Below are 18842 nucleotides of genomic sequence, written 5' to 3'. Positions count from 1 at the left end.
CGCGCGCACGCGGCGGAGCCGCACATGGATGCGGCCCCGCGCCCCTCAGGGGGTGGTCCCCCGCGCCAGCTTCAAGGCGTAGGCGGGCCACCACTGGCCCGCCTTCGGGCCTCCCTTGCAGGTGCCGTCGGATTCTCCCGGGCGCTTCACCCACACGTAGGCGTCCACCAGCGGGTCGGCCGTCTTCGTCGTCGGGGCTTCGCCCAGGGAGCGGCCGGGCGGGTTGCACCACCGCTCGGCCGGATTGCCGGCGGTGTACGGGCCGTTGCCGTTCCTGCTCGTGTCGATGACGAAGTGCTTGTCCCCCACCTTCGCCGAGAGCTGTTTGCCGTAGGCGAGGGAGTCCTGGGTGGAGTAGAAGTTGGCGACGTTCACGGCGAAGCCGTCGGCCCGGTCGATGCCGGCCTGCCGGAGCGGCTGGAAGATCTGGTCGGGGTGGCCCCAGCCCGCGTTGCCGGCGTCCAGATAGACCTTGGTGTTCTTCAGGGACTTGAGCTTGGCGACGGCGCCCTTGAGGAGGTCGTAGCGCTCCTCGCGGAACTGGCCCGGGGTGCAGCCGTCGACGAGGTGGAGCACGGCGTCCGGTTCGAGGACGACGGTGGCGGCGCGGTCGCCGATGCCGCGGGCGACGGCGTCGATCCAGGCGCGGTAGGCGTTGCCGTCGGCGGCGCCGCCCTGGGAGTACTGACCGCAGTCGCGGTGCGGGATGTTGTAGAGGACGAGCAGGGCGGTGCGGTCGGACTTCTCGGCGGCCTCGGTGAAGCCGCGGGCCTCCTGCTCGGGGTTCTCCGGGCCGATCCACTCCCCCGTGGGCTGCTCGGCGATCCTGCGGATCCGCGCGGCCTCGGACTTCTTGCCGGCCTTCTCGTAGGCGGCGACCTGGCGGGCCGCGTTGCCGTCGGGGTTCACCCAGAACGGGTCGGCGGACTTGGGTTGCTGAGTGATCGTGCCCCCGGGGTCGGCAGGCTTGTCGTCGCCGCCGGACGAGCACCCGGCGAGCAGCAGCGCCGCCCCCAGCACCGCCGCGGACGCCCGTGCCCGTGCCGGGGACCGGGCCCCCCTGGTGTCGTACATGCGATTCCCCCCTGGGCGCATTGTTCCGAATGCCCATCGTGGCACACGGGCGGTGCCGGTCACGAGATCGCGCAGGTGTTCACCGGCCGGTGCCGGTGAGGTACGCGGAGACCACCACGTTGGCCGTGTAGCTGTGGCTCGCGCGGTCGAAGGCGCCGCCGCAGGTGATCAGGCGGAGTTCGGCGCGGCCCGGCTTGCGGGGGCCGTAGGCCTGCTGGGCGTCGAAGTCGTCGCGGGCCAGGACGCGGATGTCGTCGACGGTGAACCCGGCGACCTTGCCGTCCGCGCGCACCACCCGGACCGTGTTGCCGGGCTGCAGGCTGCTGAGCTTGTAGAAGACGGCGGGCCGGGTCCGGGTGTCGACGTGTCCCACCATCAGCGCGGTCCCCGCCGCGCCGGGGGTGGTGCCGGAGCCGTACCAGCCGACCACTCCGGGCTGGTCGAACGGCGGTGGGTCGACGGCGCCCCGGCTGTCCAGGCCGCGGACCACCACGGGGGCCTGTACGCCCAGTTCGGGGATGTCGATGCGTTGCGGGGGCGCCGCCCCGAGCGGCTCGGCCGCGGGCGGCAGCCAGGCCGCGCGGCCGAGGCCGGCCACGTCGCCGGTTGCGGGTCCGGCCGGACTCTGGGCCACATCGGTCACGCTGCGCCCCCACAGCCACAGCCCGAGCAGCAGGAACGCCCAGGCCAGGCCCATGGCCAGACGCCCGGTGCCGGTGGTGTGCGCCTGTCCGTCGGACATGGCGGTACGCGTCCTCAGTCCGTGCCGCGGCTCCGGCGGGCCCTGAGCAGCCCGACGGCGGCCGCGGCGGTCCCGGCGAGGGCCAGGCCGGTCACGGCCTGGGCGGTGTCGGGGCCGGACTCGCTGCCGGCCACCGTGGCGAAGTGCGCGGTGCCGCCGCCGCCCGCCTGGACCGGGGCGACGGGCGAGGGGGACACGGTGGACCGGCCGGCCTGGGCGAGCTGGCTGAACTGGCTGAACAGGTCGGTGGCGCCGGACTGCCCGGAGCCCTGGCCGGTGACGGTGATCCTGCTGGTGAGCACGGTGCCGGCGCAGGTGACCCGCACGTCGTAGGTGCCCGGCGCGAGCGAGGAACGGACGCGGGTCTCGCCGGACAGGCTGCCCTGGGTGCCGGTCAGAGGTGCGTCGGCGACGAACGCGGACGAGGCGGCGGCGCCCTGGGATCCGGTGCAGCCGCGCACCCGCAGGGCCACGTCGGTGCCCGGGGCGGGAGAGGCCGGGGTCACGGAGACTCCTTGGCCGTCGTCGGCCGCGTACGCCCCCGGGGTGAGGGCGGTGACGGCCAGGATTCCCGTACAGAGAGTGAGGCGAAGTGAGCCCATCGTGAACCTCCAGTTACTGGGAGGCTCCCCCGTGGGGCGCGCCTCCGCATCCTCGGGAGGCGCGCGATTGCTCCGAACGGGTGAGGCGGGGTTTGGCAGCCCCTGGTCAGACGAGGTCGACCAGGTCCGCGATGGAGTCGACGACCTGGGAGGGGCGGAAGGGGTAGCGGTCGATGTCGTCGGGCTGGGTGACCCCGGACAGCACCAGGAAGGTGCGCATGCCGGCCTCCAGGCCCGCGAGGACGTCGGTGTCCATGCGGTCGCCGATCATCGCGGAGGTCTCCGAGTGGGCGCCGATCGCGTTGAGCCCGGCGCGCATCATCAGCGGGTTGGGCTTGCCGACGAAGTACGGCTTCTTGCCGGTGGCGGCGGTGATCAGGGCGGCGACCGAGCCGGTGGCGGGCAGGTCGCCCTCGGTGGACGGGCCGACGTTGTCGGGGTTGGTGGCGATGAACCGGGCGCCGTCGTTGATCAGCCGTACGGCCTTGGTCAGGGCCTCGAAGGAGTAGGTGCGGGTCTCGCCGAGGATCACGAAGTCGGGCTCGTGGTCGGTGAGGACGTAGCCGATGTCGTGCAGCGCGGTGGTCAGGCCCGCCTCGCCGATGACGTAGGCGCTGCCGCCGGGCCGCTGGTCGTCCAGGAACTGGGCGGTGGCCAGGGCGGACGTCCAGATGTTGTCCACCGGCACGTCCAGGCCCATCCGGCGCAGCCGGGCATGCAGGTCGCGGGCGGTGTAGATGGAGTTGTTGGTGAGCACCAGGAAGGGGCGGCCGGAGTCGCGGAGCTTCTTCAGGAAGGCGTCGGCGCCGGGGATCGGGACGCCCTCGTGGATGAGGACGCCGTCCATGTCGGTGAGCCACGACTCTATGGGCTTGCGGTCTGCCATGTGCTTGCGTCTCCTGGCGTGCGTACGGTCGAGAAGCGGGGGCGCCGGAACCACGGCGTACCGACGCCCCCAGCCTAATCAGGAGGCCTGGTCCTGAACCCGGTCAGGACTGGGTGATCCGCACTCCGTCGACCACCCAGTACCAGTTGTTCCCTCCGGTGTAACGGAAGCGGACGCGGGCGGTGGTCGCCCCGGCCGGGACCTGGAGGGTGACGGTCTCGGTGCGGGAGGGGACGTCGGCGGTGTAGGTGCGCACGGAGACGGGGGCGGCGCCGTCGTAGGAGACGAGGACCTCGCCCTTCTGCGGGGACTCCTGACGGTAGTAGGTGGTGTAGGTGAGGGTGGCGGTGCGGCCGCCGGTGACCGGGTAGGAGGGGCTGACGAGGGTGGAGTCGAAGGTGCCGGTGAGGGCCTTGTCGTTCCACTCGTCGCCGTCGGCGACCGCGAAGACGTTGCGGGCGCGGACGTTGCACTCGCGGTTCTGGTCGCGCTGGGCCTGGGTCCAGAACTCGTCGGTGGTGAAGGACCAGCCGCGCCACTCGGTGACTCCGCCGGTGCCCATCGCGGAGTTGTCGACGGACCAGCCGGCGGGCGGGGTGTGGGTGAAGCCGAGGACGGCCGCCGGGATGCCGGTCTCGTCGACGCGGGACTGCAACTGGCCGCGCAGGGCGTCGAAGTCGTCCGGGACGGGCTGCTGGACGGGGCGGCCGTCCAGGCCCCAGGCGGGGTCGATCGCGATGCCGAGGTGGGCGAGCGCGGAGGCGGCGACGTCGGGCATCTTCACGTCGTAGCGGACCGAACCGGTCGCGAGGGCCGGCCCGGTGGCGATCAGGAAGGTCTGGCGCTCCTGCAGGGTGGAGCCGCCGTGGCCGCCGGGGTCGGTGTGGCCGTGGTCGGCGGTGACCATGATCAGCCAGTCCTCGCTCGCGTAGGCCGCGCGGGCCTTGACGGCGGCGACGATCTGGCCGACCTGGGCGTCGGCGCCGTGGATGGCGTCCAGGTACTGCTGCGAGGCGGCGCCGTAGCTGTGGCCGGCGTGGTCGATGTTGTCGAGGTGGACGAAGACCGCGTCCGGGTTGCCGTCCCGCAGCTGGGCGACCGCGCGGGAGGTGGTGCCGGTGTCGTACTCGGCGCTCGGGGTGGAGACCCGGGTGTCGACCTTCGCGGAGAAGACGGTGTCGGTGATCGGGTTCCAGGAGGCGACCGCGTACGTGGACAGGGCGGGCTTCGCCGTCTCGATGCGGGTGAGGAAGTCGGGGTACTGGGTGAACTTCGCGCCGGTGAAGTTGTTGTCCTTGACGTTGTGCTTGTCGGGCCAGACACCGGTGATGATCGTCGACCAGCCGGGGCCGGACAGGGTCGGCGCGAGCGGGTCGGCGTAGATGCTGCTGGGCGCGGTGAGGCCGGCCGCCATCAGGGCGTCGAGGTTCGGGGCGTCGGCGTCCTTGATGCGCTGGAGCAGGGCGCCGTCCAGGCCGATGACCAGGACCTTGGGGGTCTTGGCGGCGGCGCGGGCGACGGCGGCGAGCGGACCGGCGGCCACGGCGACCGCGGCGGCGGAGAAGAGGAAGGTGCGGCGGGACATGCGGGACGACACGGAGACCTCCGTAGGAGAGGGATGAAGGCGTGTGTGCGGGCATGGCAACGCCCCCGGTGGTGCCAGGGGCGTTGTGGTGCGGCCGAGGACCGGGCAGCTCCCCCGGGGGTGCGGGGCACTGCGCCGACCGGCCACGGCGGCGGGACGGATGCGTACGGCGGGACGGATGCGTACGGCGGGGCGGGCCCGGTCGGGCGGCCGCGCCCCGGAGAGATCAGCTGCCGGACCCGGACGGGCCGCCGGGCCCCGGAGGGCTCAGCTGCCGGTGGCGGACTTCCAGTCCTCGACGTAGGACGTGAGGTTCTTGTCGATGTCGTTCCAGTCCGGCGCGAAGATGTCCACGCCGTCCATCAGCTTGGCGAGCGCGATGGCGTTGGCGTCGACGGCCTTGACGTCGGAGCGGGCGCTGAAGCCGCCGCCGATCTCGCTGACCTCCTGCTGCTGCTTCTGCGCGAGCATGAAGTCGAGCAGCTTCTTGCCGTTCTCGCTGTGCGGGGCCTTGGTGACCAGGCCGGCCGCGTAGGGCAGGGCGAACGTGGTGGGCTTGCCGCCCTGCTTCGCCGGGAACCAGATGCCGAGGTTGGGCATGGTCTTGGACTGGGCGTAGTTCATCTGCACATCGCCGTTGGCGACCACCAGTTCGCCCTTGTCGACCTTCGGGGCGAGCTTGCCGGTGGAGGCGGACGGGCCGACGTTGTTGGCCTGGAGCTTCTTCAGGTAGGCGAGGGCCGCGTCCTTGCCGCCGAAGTCGTGGATCGCCTTGATCAGTACGGCGGTTCCGTCGCCGGCGACGCCGGGGGTGGAGTACTGGAGCTTGTTCTTGTACTTGCCGTCGAGCAACTCGTCCCAGGTGGTGGGGGCCTTCTTCAGCTCCTTCTTGTTGTAGACGAAGCCGAAGTAGTTGTTGACGACGGAGGTCCAGGTGCCGTCGGCGGCCTTGTCGCCGCCGCTGACCTGGACGGAGTCCTTGGGCTCGTACTTCTCCAGCAGGCCCTTGCCGTCGGCCTGCTGGATGAACGGCGGCAGGGTGACGAGCACGTCGGCCTGCGGGTTGTTCTTCTCGCGGACGGCGCGCTGCACCATCTCGCCGGAGCCGCCCTCGACGTACTTGACCTTGATCCCGGTCTGCTTCGTGAAGTCGGCGAAGACCTTGTCGTACCAGCCGTCGCCGTTCTCGCCCTTGAGGCCGTCGGCGCTGTAGACGGTGACGGCCTTCTCGTCGGAGGCCGCGGAGGTGCCGTCGCAGGCGGACAGCAGCGGGGTGGCGACGAGCGAGACGGCGATGGCGAGCTTGAGGGTGTGTCTGGGCATGGCGGGATGAACTCCTTGCGGCGGAAGGGGTCGTGCGGGAGGAGGCGTTGCGGGCTCAGCGGGAGGAGGCGTTACCGGGTCAGCGGTAGGAGGCCTTGGTGCGGACCCGGGAGACGGCGAACAGGACGAGCAGGGTCGCGGCCATGAGGACCACTGCGACGGCGGAGCCCGAGAACAGGGCGCCGCGGTCGGTGGCCGCGTAGATCAGGACGGGAAGCGGGGTCCAGTCGGGCGGGTAGAGCATCATCGTGGCGCTCAGCTCGCCCATGGACAGGGCGAAGCAGAGGCCGGCTGCGGCGGTGAGCGAGGGCAGCAGGAGCGGCAGCCGCACCCGCCACAGGACGTACGCGGGCCGGGCGCCGAGGGAGGCGGCGGCCTGCTCGTACGCCGGGTCGAGGCGGGTGATCGCCGCCGACACGGACTGGTAGGCGAAGGCGGTCACCAGCACGGTGTGGGCGAGGATCACGATCCACCGGGTGCCGTTGAGCAGCATCGGCGGCTTGGAGAAGGCCACCAGGACCGACAGTCCGACCACCACGGACGGCACGGCGACCGGCAGCACGAACAGTGCGTCGAGGACACGGCGGTGGCGTTTTTTCAGGGCCGCGCCGGCCAGCGCGGCCCAGGTGCCGACGGCCAGGGCGAGCAGGCTCGCGGTGACGGCCGTGACCAGGCTGGTGGTGAGGGCCTGGAGGGCCTCGCCGCGGGTGGCGGAGCGGTAGTTGGCGGTCGTCAGGCCCGAGGGCAGGACGCTGGACCAGTGGGTGGCGAAGGAAGCGCCGAGGACCACGAGGAGGGGCAGGGCGAACAGGGGCAGGAACAGGAGGAGGAACACCGCCCATACGGCCCACTTGGCCTTGCGGCTATGCACCAGCACGACGGCTCACCACCCGGTAGAGGCCGTACAGCCCCACGGAGATCAGGACGTTGACGACGGCGACCACGCACGCGCCCGGATAGTCGGACTCGAGGATCGCCTTGCTGTAGACGAGCATCGGCAGGGTCGTGACCCCTTTCGCCCCGGTGAAGAGCACGATCCCGAACTCGTTGAGGCACAGGACCAGGACCAGGCTCCCGCCGGCCGCGAGCGCGGGCAGCGCCTCCGGCAGGATCACCTGCCGCACGATGCGCGGCGCGCGGGCGCCGAGCGAACTGGCCGCCTCCAGCTGCGCGGTGTCGAGCTGGGAGAAGGCGGCCAGCAGCGGCCGCATCACGAACGGTGTGAAGTAGGTGATCTCCGCCAGCAGCACCCCCCAGGGGGTGGTCAGGAACTGGAAGGGGCCGTCGGCCGCCCCGGTGACGTCCGTCCACAGGCCGTTGGCCATGCCGACGCTGCCGTAGATGAACAGCAGTGCCAGCGTGATCAGGAAGGACGGGAAGGACAGGAAGACGTCCACGAACCTGGCGACCGCCTTCGCGCCGGGGAACGGCACGAACGCGATGACCAGCGCCAGCAGGAAGCCGAGGACCAGACATCCGACGGTGGCGGCCAGGGCCAGCCACACGGTGGTCCACAGCGCGTGCCGGAACGCCTCGGAGGCGAAGACGTCGGCGTAGGGCCGGAGAGAGGTGCCTCCGGAGTCCGGCTGGAAGGACTGCTGGACGACGAGGGCCAGGGGGTAGAGGAAGAAGAGGGCGAGCAGGGCGACCGGCGGCAGGACAGCCAGCCAGGGGCGCGGGGAACGGCGCGGCCGGCCACGAACGGCCCGTGCTTTCGTGACGGCCTCAGCCATGGCTCACCCCGGCGGGCAGCAGCGTCGCGTCGTCGGGGGCGAAGTGCAGGGCGACCGTGTCTCCGTGCAGCGGCGGGTCCCTCAGCTCGCGCAGGTCCGCCATCACCTGGTGCCCGTCGACCTCGACGTAGAGCCGGTGGGTGGAGCCCCGCCACTGGATCTCGCTGACGGTGCCGGTGATCCGGTTGGGTCCGTCGCCGAGGCCGATCAGGTGCGGCCGTACGCACAGGGTGGCCCGCGCGCCGGCGAGCGCGCCCGCGGTGTCGACCTTCAGGTCGGCTGCTCCGAAGCCGACGCCGCCGTGGCCGACGGTCACCGGCAGCAGGTTGGCGTTGCCCACGAAGGACGCGGTGAACTCGTTGGCCGGGGCCCGGTACAGCTCCCTCGGCGTTCCGCAGGACTGCAGCCGCGCCTTGTCCATCACCGCGATCCGGTCGGCCAGCGTGAGGGCCTCGACCTGGTCGTGGGTGACGTACAGCATCGACACGTCCGGCAGTTCACGGTGCAGCCGGGCGAGTTCGGCCAGCATCCCGGAGCGCAGCTGGGCGTCCAGCGCGGACAGCGGCTCGTCCAGGAGCAGCACGTCCGGCCGGATGGCGAGCGCGCGGGCGATGGCGACGCGCTGCTGCTGGCCGCCGGACAGCTCCCGCGGGTAGCGGCGGGCGTAGGAGGCCATGCCGGTCATCTCCAGCGCCTCGGCGACCCGCTGCCGTATCTCGCCCCTGGGGGCCTTGCGGGCCTTCAGTCCGAAGGCCACGTTGTCGTCCACCCGCATGTGCGGGAACAGGGCGTACTGCTGGACGACCATGCCGATGCCGCGCCGGTGGGGCGGCAGGTCCGTCACGTCCCGGTCGCCGAGGAACACGCGCCCGGAGGCGGGCCGTACGAACCCGGCGACCGCCCGCAGCGCGGTGGTCTTGCCGGAGCCGGACGGCCCGAGGAGTGCCATGACCTCACCTGGCTCGACGCTCAGGTCGAGCGAGTCGAGGACGACGTTGCCGTCGTAGGCGACCGTGACGGAGTCGAAGCGGATGCCCATCTCACCGGGCTCCGGAGAGCAGGGCGGGCAGGCCGGCGACGGAGTCGAGGACATGGGTGGCGCCGGCCGCGCGGAACGCGTCGTCGCCGTGGGCGCCGGTGCGGACACCCGCGACCAGGCCCGCTCCGGCGCGTACGCCGCTGAGCACGTCGTAGGTGGTGTCGCCGACGACGGCGACCTGCCGCACGTCCTCGGCGGCCTTGGTCCGCAGGAAGGCCTGGAGGACCATGTCCGGGAACGGCCGCCCGCGTCCGCCGGCGTCGGCCGGGCACAGGGTGAGCGGCACGAGGTCCTGCCAGCCGAGCGCGGCCAGGATGGCGTCCTGGGTGACCCGGGCGAATCCGGTGGTCAGGACGACGGTACGGCCGCCGCCGGCCAGTTCCTCGATGGCCTCGCGGGCGCCGGGGACCGGGGCGATCAGGCCCGCGTCGACGAGGTCGCCGTACGCCTTCTCGAAGGCGGCGTTGGCCCGCTGGGCGAGGTCCTCGGCGCCGAAGAGGTGCCGGAAGACGGAGATCTTGGACTCGCCCATGGTGGCCCGGACGTAGTCGAGCTTCTCGGTGTGGTCGGCGGAGCCGGGCTCGACGCCCAGCTCGGCGGCGGCCGCTTCGAAGGCGCGCTCGACCAGGCCGCCGTCGGCGACGGTGGTGCCGGCCATGTCGAGGACGACGAGACGGATGTCGCGGGTGTCGCGGATGTCGGTGGTCAACTCTCTCACCAGCCCAGTTCGTTCGCGGTCGTTTCGGCTATCGCGGGCGAGCAGGTCATGCCGCGCCCGCCGGGCCCGGTGACCAGCCACACTCCGTCGCTCACCTGCTGCCGGTGGACGACCCGGCTCGTGTCGGTGCACTGCGCGTACACGCCGGCCCAGCGGCGCCGGATCTTCGGCAGCGGGCGGCCGAGGAAGGACTCGACCACACCGATGAGGTGGTCGTAGGGGCCCTCCAGCGTGTCGAAGGCGAAGGGGTGCTTGTACTCGTGGGTGTCGCCGATGGTCAGGCCGCCGTCGGTGCGCTGCACCATGAGCAGCTGCATCTTGTGCTCGGCGGCGGTGGCCGCCTGCGCCTGGCCGGCGTTGAGCGCGTCGAGCTCCGGGGAGGCGTAGGCCGGGTAGTAGCGGAAGCTGTCGGCGTCCGCGACCGAGGTGGTGAGCGGCTCGCCCAGCGGGTCGGTCTGCATCATCTGCAGGCGGACCCGGCGCACGGGCAGGTCCGGTCCGGCGAGCTCGCGGACGAGTCCGCCGAGCCAGGCGCCGGTGGCCAGGACGACGGCGTCCGCGTGGTGCACGTCTCCGTGGTCGTCGCGGACGGCCCCGGCACCGACCACCTCGCGCACCTCGCGCCCCGGCAGGAAGGTGTAGTTCGGGGACTTCAGCAGCTCTTCGCGCAGGGCGAGCTGCGCGGTGCGCGGCTCGACGGCGGCGTCGCGCTCGCAGTACAGGGCGGCGTCGAAGGCACCGCGCAGGGCGGGGTTGACGGCCCGCGCCTCGTCGGCGGTGAGCAGCTTGTAGCCGCGGGCGGCGGCGTCCGGGCGGGCCACCGCGGCCTCGGCGACGGCGAGTTCGAGGGCTCCGCGTACGGGGGTCAGGGACCCGTTGGCACGGAACCCGAGCCCGGGCACCCGCCGGCCGATCCCCTCCCACAGCTCCCGCGCCCGCAGGGCGGTCTCCAGCTCTTCTCCACCGGCGCGCCCGCTGACCCAGATCTGGCCGAAATTGCGCAGCGAGGCGCCGCGCGCCTCCGCCTCACGCTCGATCTGGACGACCTGGTGGCCGCGTTCCACTGCTTGCCAGGCGTGCATGGTGCCCACCACGCCTGCTCCAACGACTGTCACTCTCACGGCTGCAACGCTCCTCGGGGTCGGGGAACCGAAAGGGTCCGACTGACAACGGGAGCGTGAACGACCCATCACGTTTGGGCTAGACCCGTTATGTTCTCGTGACATTCGAGCGGGGTCCGATGGGTGATTTCAGGCCGTTATCAGCCGCTGAGGTGAGCCGTGAAGGAGAACCGGTCTCCGCGGTACAGGGTGCGCACGCGCTCCAGCGGCCGCCCCTCGGTGTCCCGGGAGAGGCGGTGGATCAGCAGCATGGGCAGGGCGGGCGGGGTGCCGATGAGCAGGGCCTCACGGGGGGTCGCCAGCACGGTCTCGATGCGCTCGTCGGCGTCGGCGAAGACGATGCCCTCGGCCTTGAGGTAGGCGTAGAAGGACGAGTCGGGGGCGAAGTCCGTGTCCAGCCTCGGCAGCCGGGCGACGGCGACGTACGTGCTCTCCAGGCCGACCCGCTCGTCGTCGGCGAGCAGCACCCGCTCCAGGTGCCAGACGGGTTCGCCCCGGGTGAGTCCGGCCTCGGCGGCCAGCGGCTCGGGGCAGGGGAAGCGGTCGAGCGTGACGAGCGTACGACCCGGTGTACGGCCCTGTCTGCGCACACCCTCGGTGTAGCTGGCGAGGGACAGCGGCTGGGCCAGCTTGGGTCCGGCGACGACCGTCCCCCGCCCGCGCCGCGTCAGCCGCCCCTCCAGCACCAGCTCCCGCACGGCCTGCCGCACGGTCTCGCGGGCGACGTCGTACCGCTCGGCGAGATCGCGCTCGGTGGGGATGACGCTGCCCTCCCCCAGCTCCTCCAGCAGTGCGGCGATGCGCGCCTTCACCGCGTAGTACTTCGGGATGCGTCCGTGCTCGGGGATGCCGGAGCGGACGGGGGCGCCTGGGGCCTGGTCGTTCGGGTAGTCCACGCAGTGATCGTCGCAGACGGGACGCGCCCGCCCCAGGGCGGTCCACACCTCAGCGACGCCGACGCCCCAGCACGAAGGCACCGGCACCGACGGCGACCAGCGTGGCTACGGCCGCGAGCAGACCGTGCGCGAGACCTAGGCCGGTGCGGGCGAGTTCCCTGGCCCGCTCCCCCGCGTCCTCGGCCTCCGCGGCGAAGGGGAACGAGGTGCCGTCCGGGTCGCCGCCGCCGGCAGTGGGCCGAGGGGTCCCGGCGGGGACCGCCCCGGTCGCCTCCGCATCCGCCGTCCCGTTCGGCTGCGCCGAGCCTTCCGGCGGTGCCGAGCCATCCGGCTGCGCCGACCCTTCGGGATCCGCCGTCTCCCCCTTCTCCGGATCCTCCGTTCCCTGCGTCGCCCCCGTGCCGTCCTCGTACTGCCCGATCCCGAAGCGGTAGTCGTTGGACTGCCCGACCCAGTCGCCGTCCTCGCCCCGGCGCTGGACGACGGCGGCGTTGGCGGTGACCTGGTCGGAGGGGGCGTCCAGCGCGAGGGCGAGCCTGACCTTGACGGACACGGTCTTCCCGGGGGCCACGGTGAACCCGCCGAACCCCTCGGTGTCCAGCACGCCGACCAGCTCCTGCTCGTCGGTGCTCTCGAAGGTGACGGGATGCGCGCGGGGACCGTCGTAGAAGTCCAGCTCGGCCTGGGACGGCTCCAGGGTGCGTTTGCTGTCGACGAGGACTACGACCGGGTGGATGCCGGCGCAGGTCAGGCGGGTGGTGTTCGTGAGGTCGATGTACCAGGTGCCGTAGCCTCCGCCCGCCTCGTAGGAGGCCGGGCCGCCACGGATGCGGGTGGCCAGCGGGAAGGTACGGCCGCCGGACGCCGCGCAGGAGGGAGCTGCCGTGTCGGCGCGGGCGGCGTCGGACGAGACGGGCACGAGGACGGCGGCTGCGGCAAGGCAGAGGGACAGGGACGTGCACAGTCGCATGAACACATGACCCTGCCGGGTGGGGGCGGGGGACGGGGGTGCCACTCCGGGAAGACGACCGAAGTCCGCTCGATCAGCGGAGGACCGGGGGGGCGGGAGCGGGGCAGCACCGCGGAACTGCGGGCTGCCGCCTGGCGGGGGCCGCCGTCCGGCTGCGGGGCGGCGCTCGGCTGGGGGCCGGCGCTCGGCTGGGGGCCGGCGCTCGGCTGGGGGCCAGCGCTCGGCTGGGGGCCAGCGCTCGGCTGGGGGCCAGCGCTCGGCTGGGGGGGGGCGCCGTGCGAATGCGGGCCGCCGTCCGGCTGCGGGCCGGCGGGGGCCGATCGCGCAGTTCCCCGCGCCCCTGAGGAGCCGCAGCCGGGCGTATGCATGCGACTCAGCACCCCAGCTACGACACACCGGCCGACCGTGGGCCACCGCCCGGGCACAGTCCGCCGCACGACCGCGGGCCTACGCCCGACCGCGGGCCGACGCCCGACCGCGGGCCGCCGTCCGGCTGCGGGCCGACGGGGGCCGATCGCGCAGTTCCCCGCGCCCCTGAGGAGCCGCAGCGGGCGTATGCATGCAGTTCAGTACCCCAGCTGCGGGCAGTCGCGCTACTGGGGCGGCACGGGTGGGCGCGGCGGCACCCCGCAAGCGCGGGCAAGCGACACCCATCCCGGCCGACCCCGACCCCGGCACCGGCACCGGCACCAGCACCAGCACCAGCAAACGGAACCAGCAAACGGAACCGCGCCATCAAGCGGACCGGCAAGCGGAACCGCACCGGCAAACGGACGGCACATGGACCCGTCGGCGGTGTTCTCAGCCGTCGGCTCGGCCGAACAGCGGTGCCAGCAGCAGCTGTGCCGCCCCCTCCGCCACGAGCCGCTCCCCGCCGGGAGCCACCCGCACCGGAACCGCCCCGCCCAGCGCACCCTCCCGCCGAGCCCGGGCGGCAAGCACCTCGGCAACCCCGCGGACGAACTCCCGCGGCGCCGCGGCAACCGTCCGCCCCCCGAGCAGCACCAGGTCGATGTCCAGCAGCGCCACCAGATTCCCGGCCCCCACCCCCAGCACCCGTGCCGCCTCCGCCGTCTCTCCCCGCCCCACGGCCGCCAGGCACAGCGCCTCCACGCACCCCCGGTCCCCGCACTCGCACGCGGGCCCGTCCAGCTGAAGGACCTGGTGCCCGAACTCCCCCGCCCCGGTCCGCGCCCCCCGATGCACGCTGCCGCCGATCACCAGCCCGGCGCCCAGCCCCGTACCGAGGTGCAGATACGCGAAGGACCCGCCCTCGCCCCCGACCGCCAGCCCGAGCGCGGCGGCGTTCGTGTCCTTGTCGACCACGACCGGCACCCCCAGCCGCTCCGCGAGCGCGTCCCGCAGCGCGAACCCCTCCCACTCCGGAAACCCGGTGACCCGGTGCAGCACCCCGCCCGCATGGTCGAGCGGACCGGGAAGCGCCACCCCCACCCCGAGCAGCGAGGCGACCTCGGCGAGCCGCCTGCCGTCGGCTTCCGGCACCTCCCGCACCAGCCCCTCCACCGCACCGGCCACCACACCCAGCACCGCTTCCGCCCCGGCCCCGAGGTCCAGCACCGCGGGCCGCTCCCCCACCACGGCTCCGTCGAGATCGACCAGCACCGCGCGCAGCTCGTCCCGGTCAAGATGCACTCCCACCGCGTGCCCGGCCTCCGGCACCAGCCGCAGCACGGTGCGCGGCTTGCCCCCGGTGGACGCCCGGCGCCCGGCCTCCGCCGCGAGCCCCGCCTCCCGCAGCCGTGCGGTGATCTTGCTGACGGCCTGCGGGGTCAGCCCGGTCCGCTCGGCCAGCTCGAGCCGGCTGATGCCCTCGCTCCCGGCCGACCTCAGCAGGTCCAGTACCAGCGCGGTGTTGTGACTGCGCACCGCGAAGAGATTCGCTCCCACCGGCCCGCCGGTCCTCGTCCTGTTCACGCCATCCATTCTCCCCGCCGCTTGCACTTTGGCAACAGCGTTGCGAAAGTAGGACGCATGACTGGTACCCCCCTCCGCGTCGGCCTGATCGGCTACGGCCTCGCAGGCTCCGTCTTCCACGCCCCGCTGATCGCCGCCACCGAGGGCCTTGCCCTGGACACCGTGGTCACCTCGAACCCCGAGCGGCAGGAACAGGCCCGGGCGGAGTTCGAGGACGTCCGGGTGGCCGACGGCCCCGAGGAGCTGTTCGACCGCGCCGGCGAGCTGGACCTGATCGTCGTCGCGTCCCCGAACAGGACGCACGTCCCGCTCGCCACCACCGCGCTCCGGGCGGGCCTGCCGGTCGTGGTCGACAAGCCGGTCGCCGGCACCGCCGCCGAGGCACGGGTCCTCGCCGCCCTCGCCGAGGAGCGCGGCCTGCTGCTCTCGGTCTTCCAGAACCGCCGCTGGGACAACGACTTCCTGACCCTGCGCAAGCTGCTGGAGGACGGCGCGCTGGGTGACGCCTGGCGCTTCGAGTCCCGCTTCGAGCGCTGGCGCCCGCAGCCGAAGGGCGGCTGGCGCGAGTCCGGCGACCCGGCAGAGATCGGAGGTCTGCTCTACGACCTCGGCAGCCATGTCGTCGACCAGGCCCTGGTCCTGTTCGGCCCGGCCACCGAGGTGTACGCCGAGACGGACGTCCGCCGCCCCGGCGCCGAGACCGACGACGACACCTTCATCGCGCTCACCCACGCGAACGGCGTCCGCTCCCACCTCTACGTCTCCGCCACCACGGCCCAGCTCGGCCCGCGCTTCCGGGTCCTGGGCTCGCAGGCGGGCTATGTGAAGTACGGCCTGGACCCGCAGGAGGCGGCCCTGCGCGAAGGCCTGCGCCCGGGCCCCCGCTGGGGCGCCGAGCCCGAGTCCCTGTGGGGCCGGCTCGGCGCCGGTGAGTCCCCGCTGAGCGGCGGCGGCAGCCCCGTACCGACCGTGCCGGGCGACTACCCGGCCTACTACGCGGCCGTGGCTGCGGCCCTGACCGGCGCCGGACCCAACCCGGTGACCGCCCTGGAGGCGGCCGCGGCCCTCGACGTACTGGAGGCGGCCCGCCGGTCCGCCCGCGACAAGGTGACGGTGACCCTCTGATGCACCACCCGCAGATCACCCCGAAGTTCGCCCCCGAGATCACCCCGAGCGTGGAGGAGCTGGAGGCACAGGAACGCCGTCTGGTCTTCCGGCAGTTCACGTACGACGACGCCTGGACCCTCGGCTCCCTCCTGGTCGAGCTGGCCAGGGAGCGCCGGGCCCCGGTCGCCATCGACATCCACCGCGCCGGCCAGCAGCTCTTCCACGCCGCCCTGCCCGGCTCCACCCCCGACAACGACGCCTGGATCGCCCGCAAGCGCCGGGTGGTGGAGCGCTACGGCGCCTCCTCCTACCTGGTCGGCGCCCGCTTCCGCGCCAAGGGCACGACGTTCGAGGAGTCCTCCCGCCTCGACCCCGACGTCTACGCGGCGCACGGCGGCTCGTTCCCGGTCCACGTCGAGAACGCGGGCGTCGTCGGCGCGGTGACGGTCTCGGGCCTCCCCCAGCTCCAGGACCACAAGTTCGTCGTAGCGGCACTGGAACAGTTCCTGGACAGCTGACCGGGGATTACCCGGGCGCACCCTCCGGCTGACAGTGATGTGACACCCGTCACACAACCACCCTCGGCCGGAGGGGCCCCCGCCCATGAACGACGAGCCCGCGGCCGCCGCACGACCGAAGTCCCACGGCCTTCATGGAGGCGCAGCCGACAACAAAAGGGGCGCGGGGAACTGCGCGACCAGGCACGACGAACCTGCAGTCGCCGCACAACCGAACCCCCACGGCCCTCATGGAGGCGCAGCGGGCACAAAAGGGGCGCGGGGAACTGCGCGACCAGCCACAACAAGCCTGCAGTCGCCGCACGACCGACGTCCCCGGCGCCCCCGGCGCCCCCGGCGCCCCCGGCGCCCCCGGCGAAGCGCTACGCGTTCTTCAGTTCCTGCCGCTGCCGCCCAAGCCCCTCGATCTCCAGCTCCACCACGTCCCCGGCCCGAAGATACGGCTTGGGCTCGGGCTGCCCCATGGCCACGCCCGCCGGCGTCCCCGTGTTGATGACGTCCCCGGGGTACAGGGTCATGAACTGGCTGACGTAGCGCACGACTTCCCCCACGGGAAAGATCTGCTCGGCGGTGCTCCCGTCCTGCTTCAGCTCCCCGTTCACCCACAGCTTCAGCGGGAGCCGCTGCGGGTCGGCCACCTCGTCCGCGGTGACCAGCCACGGCCCCAGCGGATTGAACGTCTCGCAGTTCTTCCCCTTGTCCCAGGTCCCGCCCCGCTCGATCTGGAACTCCCGCTCGGACACGTCGTGCGCCACCGCGTACCCGGCGACGTGCGCGAGCCCGTCCTCGGCCGACTCCAGGTAGCGGGCCGTACGTCCGACGACGACGGCCAGCTCCACCTCCCAGTCGGTCTTCGCGGACCCGCGCGGCACGAGCACGGTGTCGTTCGGCCCGACGACCGTGTCCGCGGCCTTGAAGAAGATCACGGGCTCGGCGGGCGGCTCGGCCCCCGTCTCGCGGGCGTGGTCGTGGTAGTTGAGCCCGATGCACACGACCTTGCCGATCCGGCCGAGCGGCGGCCCGATCCTGAGGCCCGCCGCGTCCAGCGCGGGCAGCCCGCCGTTCTCGGCGGCCGCCCGTACCCGGCCGAGCGCGTCGGCGTCGGCGAGCAGCGCCCCGTCGATGTCGTCCACGATCCCCGACAGGTCCCGCAAGGTTCCCCCGGCGTCGAGCAGCGCGGGTCGCTCCGCACCGGCCGTACCGACTCGCAGCAGCTTCATGGTCACAATCTCCCTCGATCGCGGGCGCCCGACCGATGGGTGCAGCCATCGGAGGACTGGTCGATCCTCCAACCCGCCCGTCCACTCCGCAAGACCCTGTTCAGGTACTGGACCGTAACCCCGGCCGGTCCCCCGATGCGGTTCCAGCGGTTCAGCGGTACAGCGCGGCGCGTTCCACCGCACTCCACGTCGTGCTGGTGACGACGTACAGCGCGGCAGCGAGCGGTACCACCGCCACGGTGACGAGCGTGAAGAAGGACATGAACGGCATGAGCTTGTTGACCGCGCCGAGCCCCGGCACCCGCTGCCCCTCGCCTGCCGTGGCCGGCACCGGGACCGGGTTCTTCGCCATCATCAGCTTGGTGCGCCGGTAGTTGAAGGCGGCGACGGCCGCGACGAAGGCGAAGAGAGCCAGGTAGACGAGCCCGGCCGCCCCGAGGACCCCGCCGTCGGCGAGGGCGTCGGCCCAGTGCCCGCCGAGCGGCGCCGCGAACAGCTGGTGGGTCAGCAGTCCGTTGGTCTCGCCGCCGACCGAGGAGTTGGAGAAGAGGTGGTAGAGCAGGAAGAAGGCGGGCAGCTGGAGCAGGCCGGGCAGGACGCCGGAGAGCGGGGAGACCTTTTCCTCGGTGTGCAGGTCCAGCACCGCCTTCTGCAGCCGCTCGGGGTCCTTCGCGTGCCTCTTGCGCAGCTCGGCGATCTTCGGCTGGAGCGCGGCACGGGCGCGCTGGCCTCTGGCGGCGGCCCGGGAGAGCGGGTGCACGAGGAGTCGTACGAGTGCGGTGAACAGGACGATCGCGGCGGCGGCCGCGGAGGCGTGGAAGAGCGGTTGGAGCAGGTCGGCGAGCTGCTGGACCAGGTGGGCGAAAACGGACATGGGTGGACCCTCCGTGACGGGGTGTGTCGTCGTGCCGGTGACGGGGCATGGCATGTGCTCAGGCATGGCATGTGACGGGACATGGCATGCGAGGGGACATGGCATGGCGGCATGACGACCCGCGCGGGGTCACGTATCGCTGACGGCGGGTGTGCCCTACGCGCAGGTCGTCGCGAGGGCGTGTCCGGGTGCCCGGGGCCGGCGGCGCCCCGAGGCGTCGGGGTCGCGCTGCGGCAGGAAGGCCGTACGGCGGGCCCGGTCGCGTATCGCCGTACGGATCCGGGTGGGCGGGACGGCGGGTGCGGAGCGGGCGGCGAGCAGTGAGCAGGCGGCGAGCGCGGATCCGGCGGCGGCGGTCGCGGCGAGCGCGACGGTGGTGGAGAGGCTGCCGGTGTCCAGGAGTGCGGCCTGCAGGAGCAGCACGTTCACCAGGAGCAGCAGGAGGGCGACGGGGCGTGTGGCGCCGGCATGACGGCGGACCATAGCCTCCCCCTTCCCC

General features: G+C 72.8%; 19 protein-coding genes. 2 read left to right on the top strand and 17 right to left on the bottom strand.

Annotated elements, in window-relative coordinates:
• Positions 1–45: 45 nt before the first annotated feature.
• From ACZ7P3_RS28840 to ACZ7P3_RS28775, 14 genes are all read right to left on the bottom strand, one after another.
• Entirely contained in the window at positions 46–1074 is a 1029-nt protein-coding gene (locus ACZ7P3_RS28840; RefSeq protein WP_472086034.1) for a glycoside hydrolase family 6 protein, read from the bottom strand.
• Between the two features lie 79 nt (positions 1075–1153).
• Positions 1154–1816, bottom strand: a complete 663-nt coding sequence (locus ACZ7P3_RS28835; protein ID WP_472086033.1) for a class F sortase — start codon at positions 1814–1816, stop codon at positions 1154–1156.
• 14 nt (positions 1817–1830) lie between these two features.
• Entirely contained in the window at positions 1831–2418 is a 588-nt protein-coding gene (locus tag ACZ7P3_RS28830) for a hypothetical protein (protein ID WP_472086032.1), read from the bottom strand.
• A 106-nt stretch (positions 2419–2524) separates the two neighbouring features.
• Positions 2525–3304, bottom strand: a complete 780-nt coding sequence (locus ACZ7P3_RS28825) for an HAD-IIA family hydrolase (protein WP_472086031.1) — start codon at positions 3302–3304, stop codon at positions 2525–2527.
• Positions 3305–3407: 103 nt separating this feature from the next.
• A complete protein-coding gene (locus ACZ7P3_RS28820) occupies positions 3408–4889 on the bottom strand; it encodes an alkaline phosphatase family protein (protein WP_472086178.1) in 1482 nt (493 codons plus the stop codon).
• A gap of 267 nt (positions 4890–5156) precedes the next feature.
• Positions 5157–6212, bottom strand: a complete 1056-nt coding sequence (locus tag ACZ7P3_RS28815) for a 2-aminoethylphosphonate ABC transporter substrate-binding protein (protein WP_472086029.1) — start codon at positions 6210–6212, stop codon at positions 5157–5159.
• A gap of 79 nt (positions 6213–6291) precedes the next feature.
• On the bottom strand, positions 6292–7089 hold the full coding sequence (locus ACZ7P3_RS28810) for an ABC transporter permease (RefSeq protein WP_472086028.1): 798 nt from the start codon (positions 7087–7089) through the stop codon (positions 6292–6294).
• Positions 7076–7945: a 2-aminoethylphosphonate ABC transporter permease subunit gene (locus ACZ7P3_RS28805; protein WP_472086027.1), complete on the bottom strand. Its 870-nt coding sequence runs from the start codon at positions 7943–7945 to the stop codon at positions 7076–7078. The genes ACZ7P3_RS28810 and ACZ7P3_RS28805 overlap by 14 nt, the downstream gene beginning before the upstream one ends.
• A complete protein-coding gene (locus ACZ7P3_RS28800; protein WP_472086025.1) occupies positions 7938–8984 on the bottom strand; it encodes an ABC transporter ATP-binding protein in 1047 nt (348 codons plus the stop codon). The genes ACZ7P3_RS28805 and ACZ7P3_RS28800 overlap by 8 nt, the downstream gene beginning before the upstream one ends.
• 1 nt (position 8985) lies before the next feature.
• Positions 8986–9702 (bottom strand): phosphonatase-like hydrolase, encoded by a 717-nt coding sequence (locus ACZ7P3_RS28795; protein ID WP_472086024.1) that lies wholly within the window; start codon positions 9700–9702, stop codon positions 8986–8988.
• Entirely contained in the window at positions 9699–10823 is a 1125-nt protein-coding gene (locus ACZ7P3_RS28790; RefSeq protein WP_472086023.1) for a TIGR03364 family FAD-dependent oxidoreductase, read from the bottom strand. The genes ACZ7P3_RS28795 and ACZ7P3_RS28790 overlap by 4 nt, the downstream gene beginning before the upstream one ends.
• Before the next feature lie 140 nt (positions 10824–10963).
• A complete protein-coding gene (locus ACZ7P3_RS28785; protein ID WP_472086022.1) occupies positions 10964–11719 on the bottom strand; it encodes a GntR family transcriptional regulator in 756 nt (251 codons plus the stop codon).
• A gap of 49 nt (positions 11720–11768) precedes the next feature.
• A complete protein-coding gene (locus ACZ7P3_RS28780) occupies positions 11769–12689 on the bottom strand; it encodes a hypothetical protein (RefSeq protein WP_472086021.1) in 921 nt (306 codons plus the stop codon).
• 801 nt (positions 12690–13490) lie between these two features.
• Positions 13491–14633, bottom strand: a complete 1143-nt coding sequence (locus tag ACZ7P3_RS28775) for an ROK family transcriptional regulator (protein WP_472086019.1) — start codon at positions 14631–14633, stop codon at positions 13491–13493.
• Between the two features lie 48 nt (positions 14634–14681).
• Between ACZ7P3_RS28775 and ACZ7P3_RS28770 the strand changes: the two genes are divergently transcribed.
• Positions 14682–15749: a Gfo/Idh/MocA family protein gene (locus ACZ7P3_RS28770; protein WP_472086017.1), complete on the top strand. Its 1068-nt coding sequence runs from the start codon at positions 14682–14684 to the stop codon at positions 15747–15749.
• Complete coding sequence (locus tag ACZ7P3_RS28765) at positions 15749–16249, top strand: heme-degrading domain-containing protein (RefSeq protein ID WP_472086016.1); 501 nt, start codon at positions 15749–15751, stop codon at positions 16247–16249. The genes ACZ7P3_RS28770 and ACZ7P3_RS28765 overlap by 1 nt, the downstream gene beginning before the upstream one ends.
• Positions 16250–16611: 362 nt before the next feature.
• On the opposite strand, the gene ACZ7P3_RS28760 is transcribed toward ACZ7P3_RS28765, so the two are convergent.
• From ACZ7P3_RS28760 to ACZ7P3_RS28750, 3 genes are all read right to left on the bottom strand, one after another.
• A complete protein-coding gene (locus ACZ7P3_RS28760; RefSeq protein WP_472086015.1) occupies positions 16612–17469 on the bottom strand; it encodes a fumarylacetoacetate hydrolase family protein in 858 nt (285 codons plus the stop codon).
• A gap of 151 nt (positions 17470–17620) precedes the next feature.
• The gene (locus tag ACZ7P3_RS28755; protein WP_472086013.1) at positions 17621–18343 is read right to left on the bottom strand and encodes a YidC/Oxa1 family membrane protein insertase; all 723 of its coding nucleotides are present in this window, start codon (positions 18341–18343) and stop codon (positions 17621–17623) included.
• Between the two features lie 156 nt (positions 18344–18499).
• Positions 18500–18826 carry a DUF6412 domain-containing protein gene (locus ACZ7P3_RS28750; protein ID WP_472086011.1) on the bottom strand — a complete coding sequence of 109 codons (327 nt, stop codon included), beginning with the start codon at positions 18824–18826 and terminating at the stop codon, positions 18500–18502.
• Positions 18827–18842: the final 16 nt, after the last annotated feature.

The sequence above is a fragment of the Streptomyces sp. NPDC107581 genome (assembly GCF_055657175.1).
This window is presented reverse-complemented; position numbering and strand designations above follow the sequence as displayed.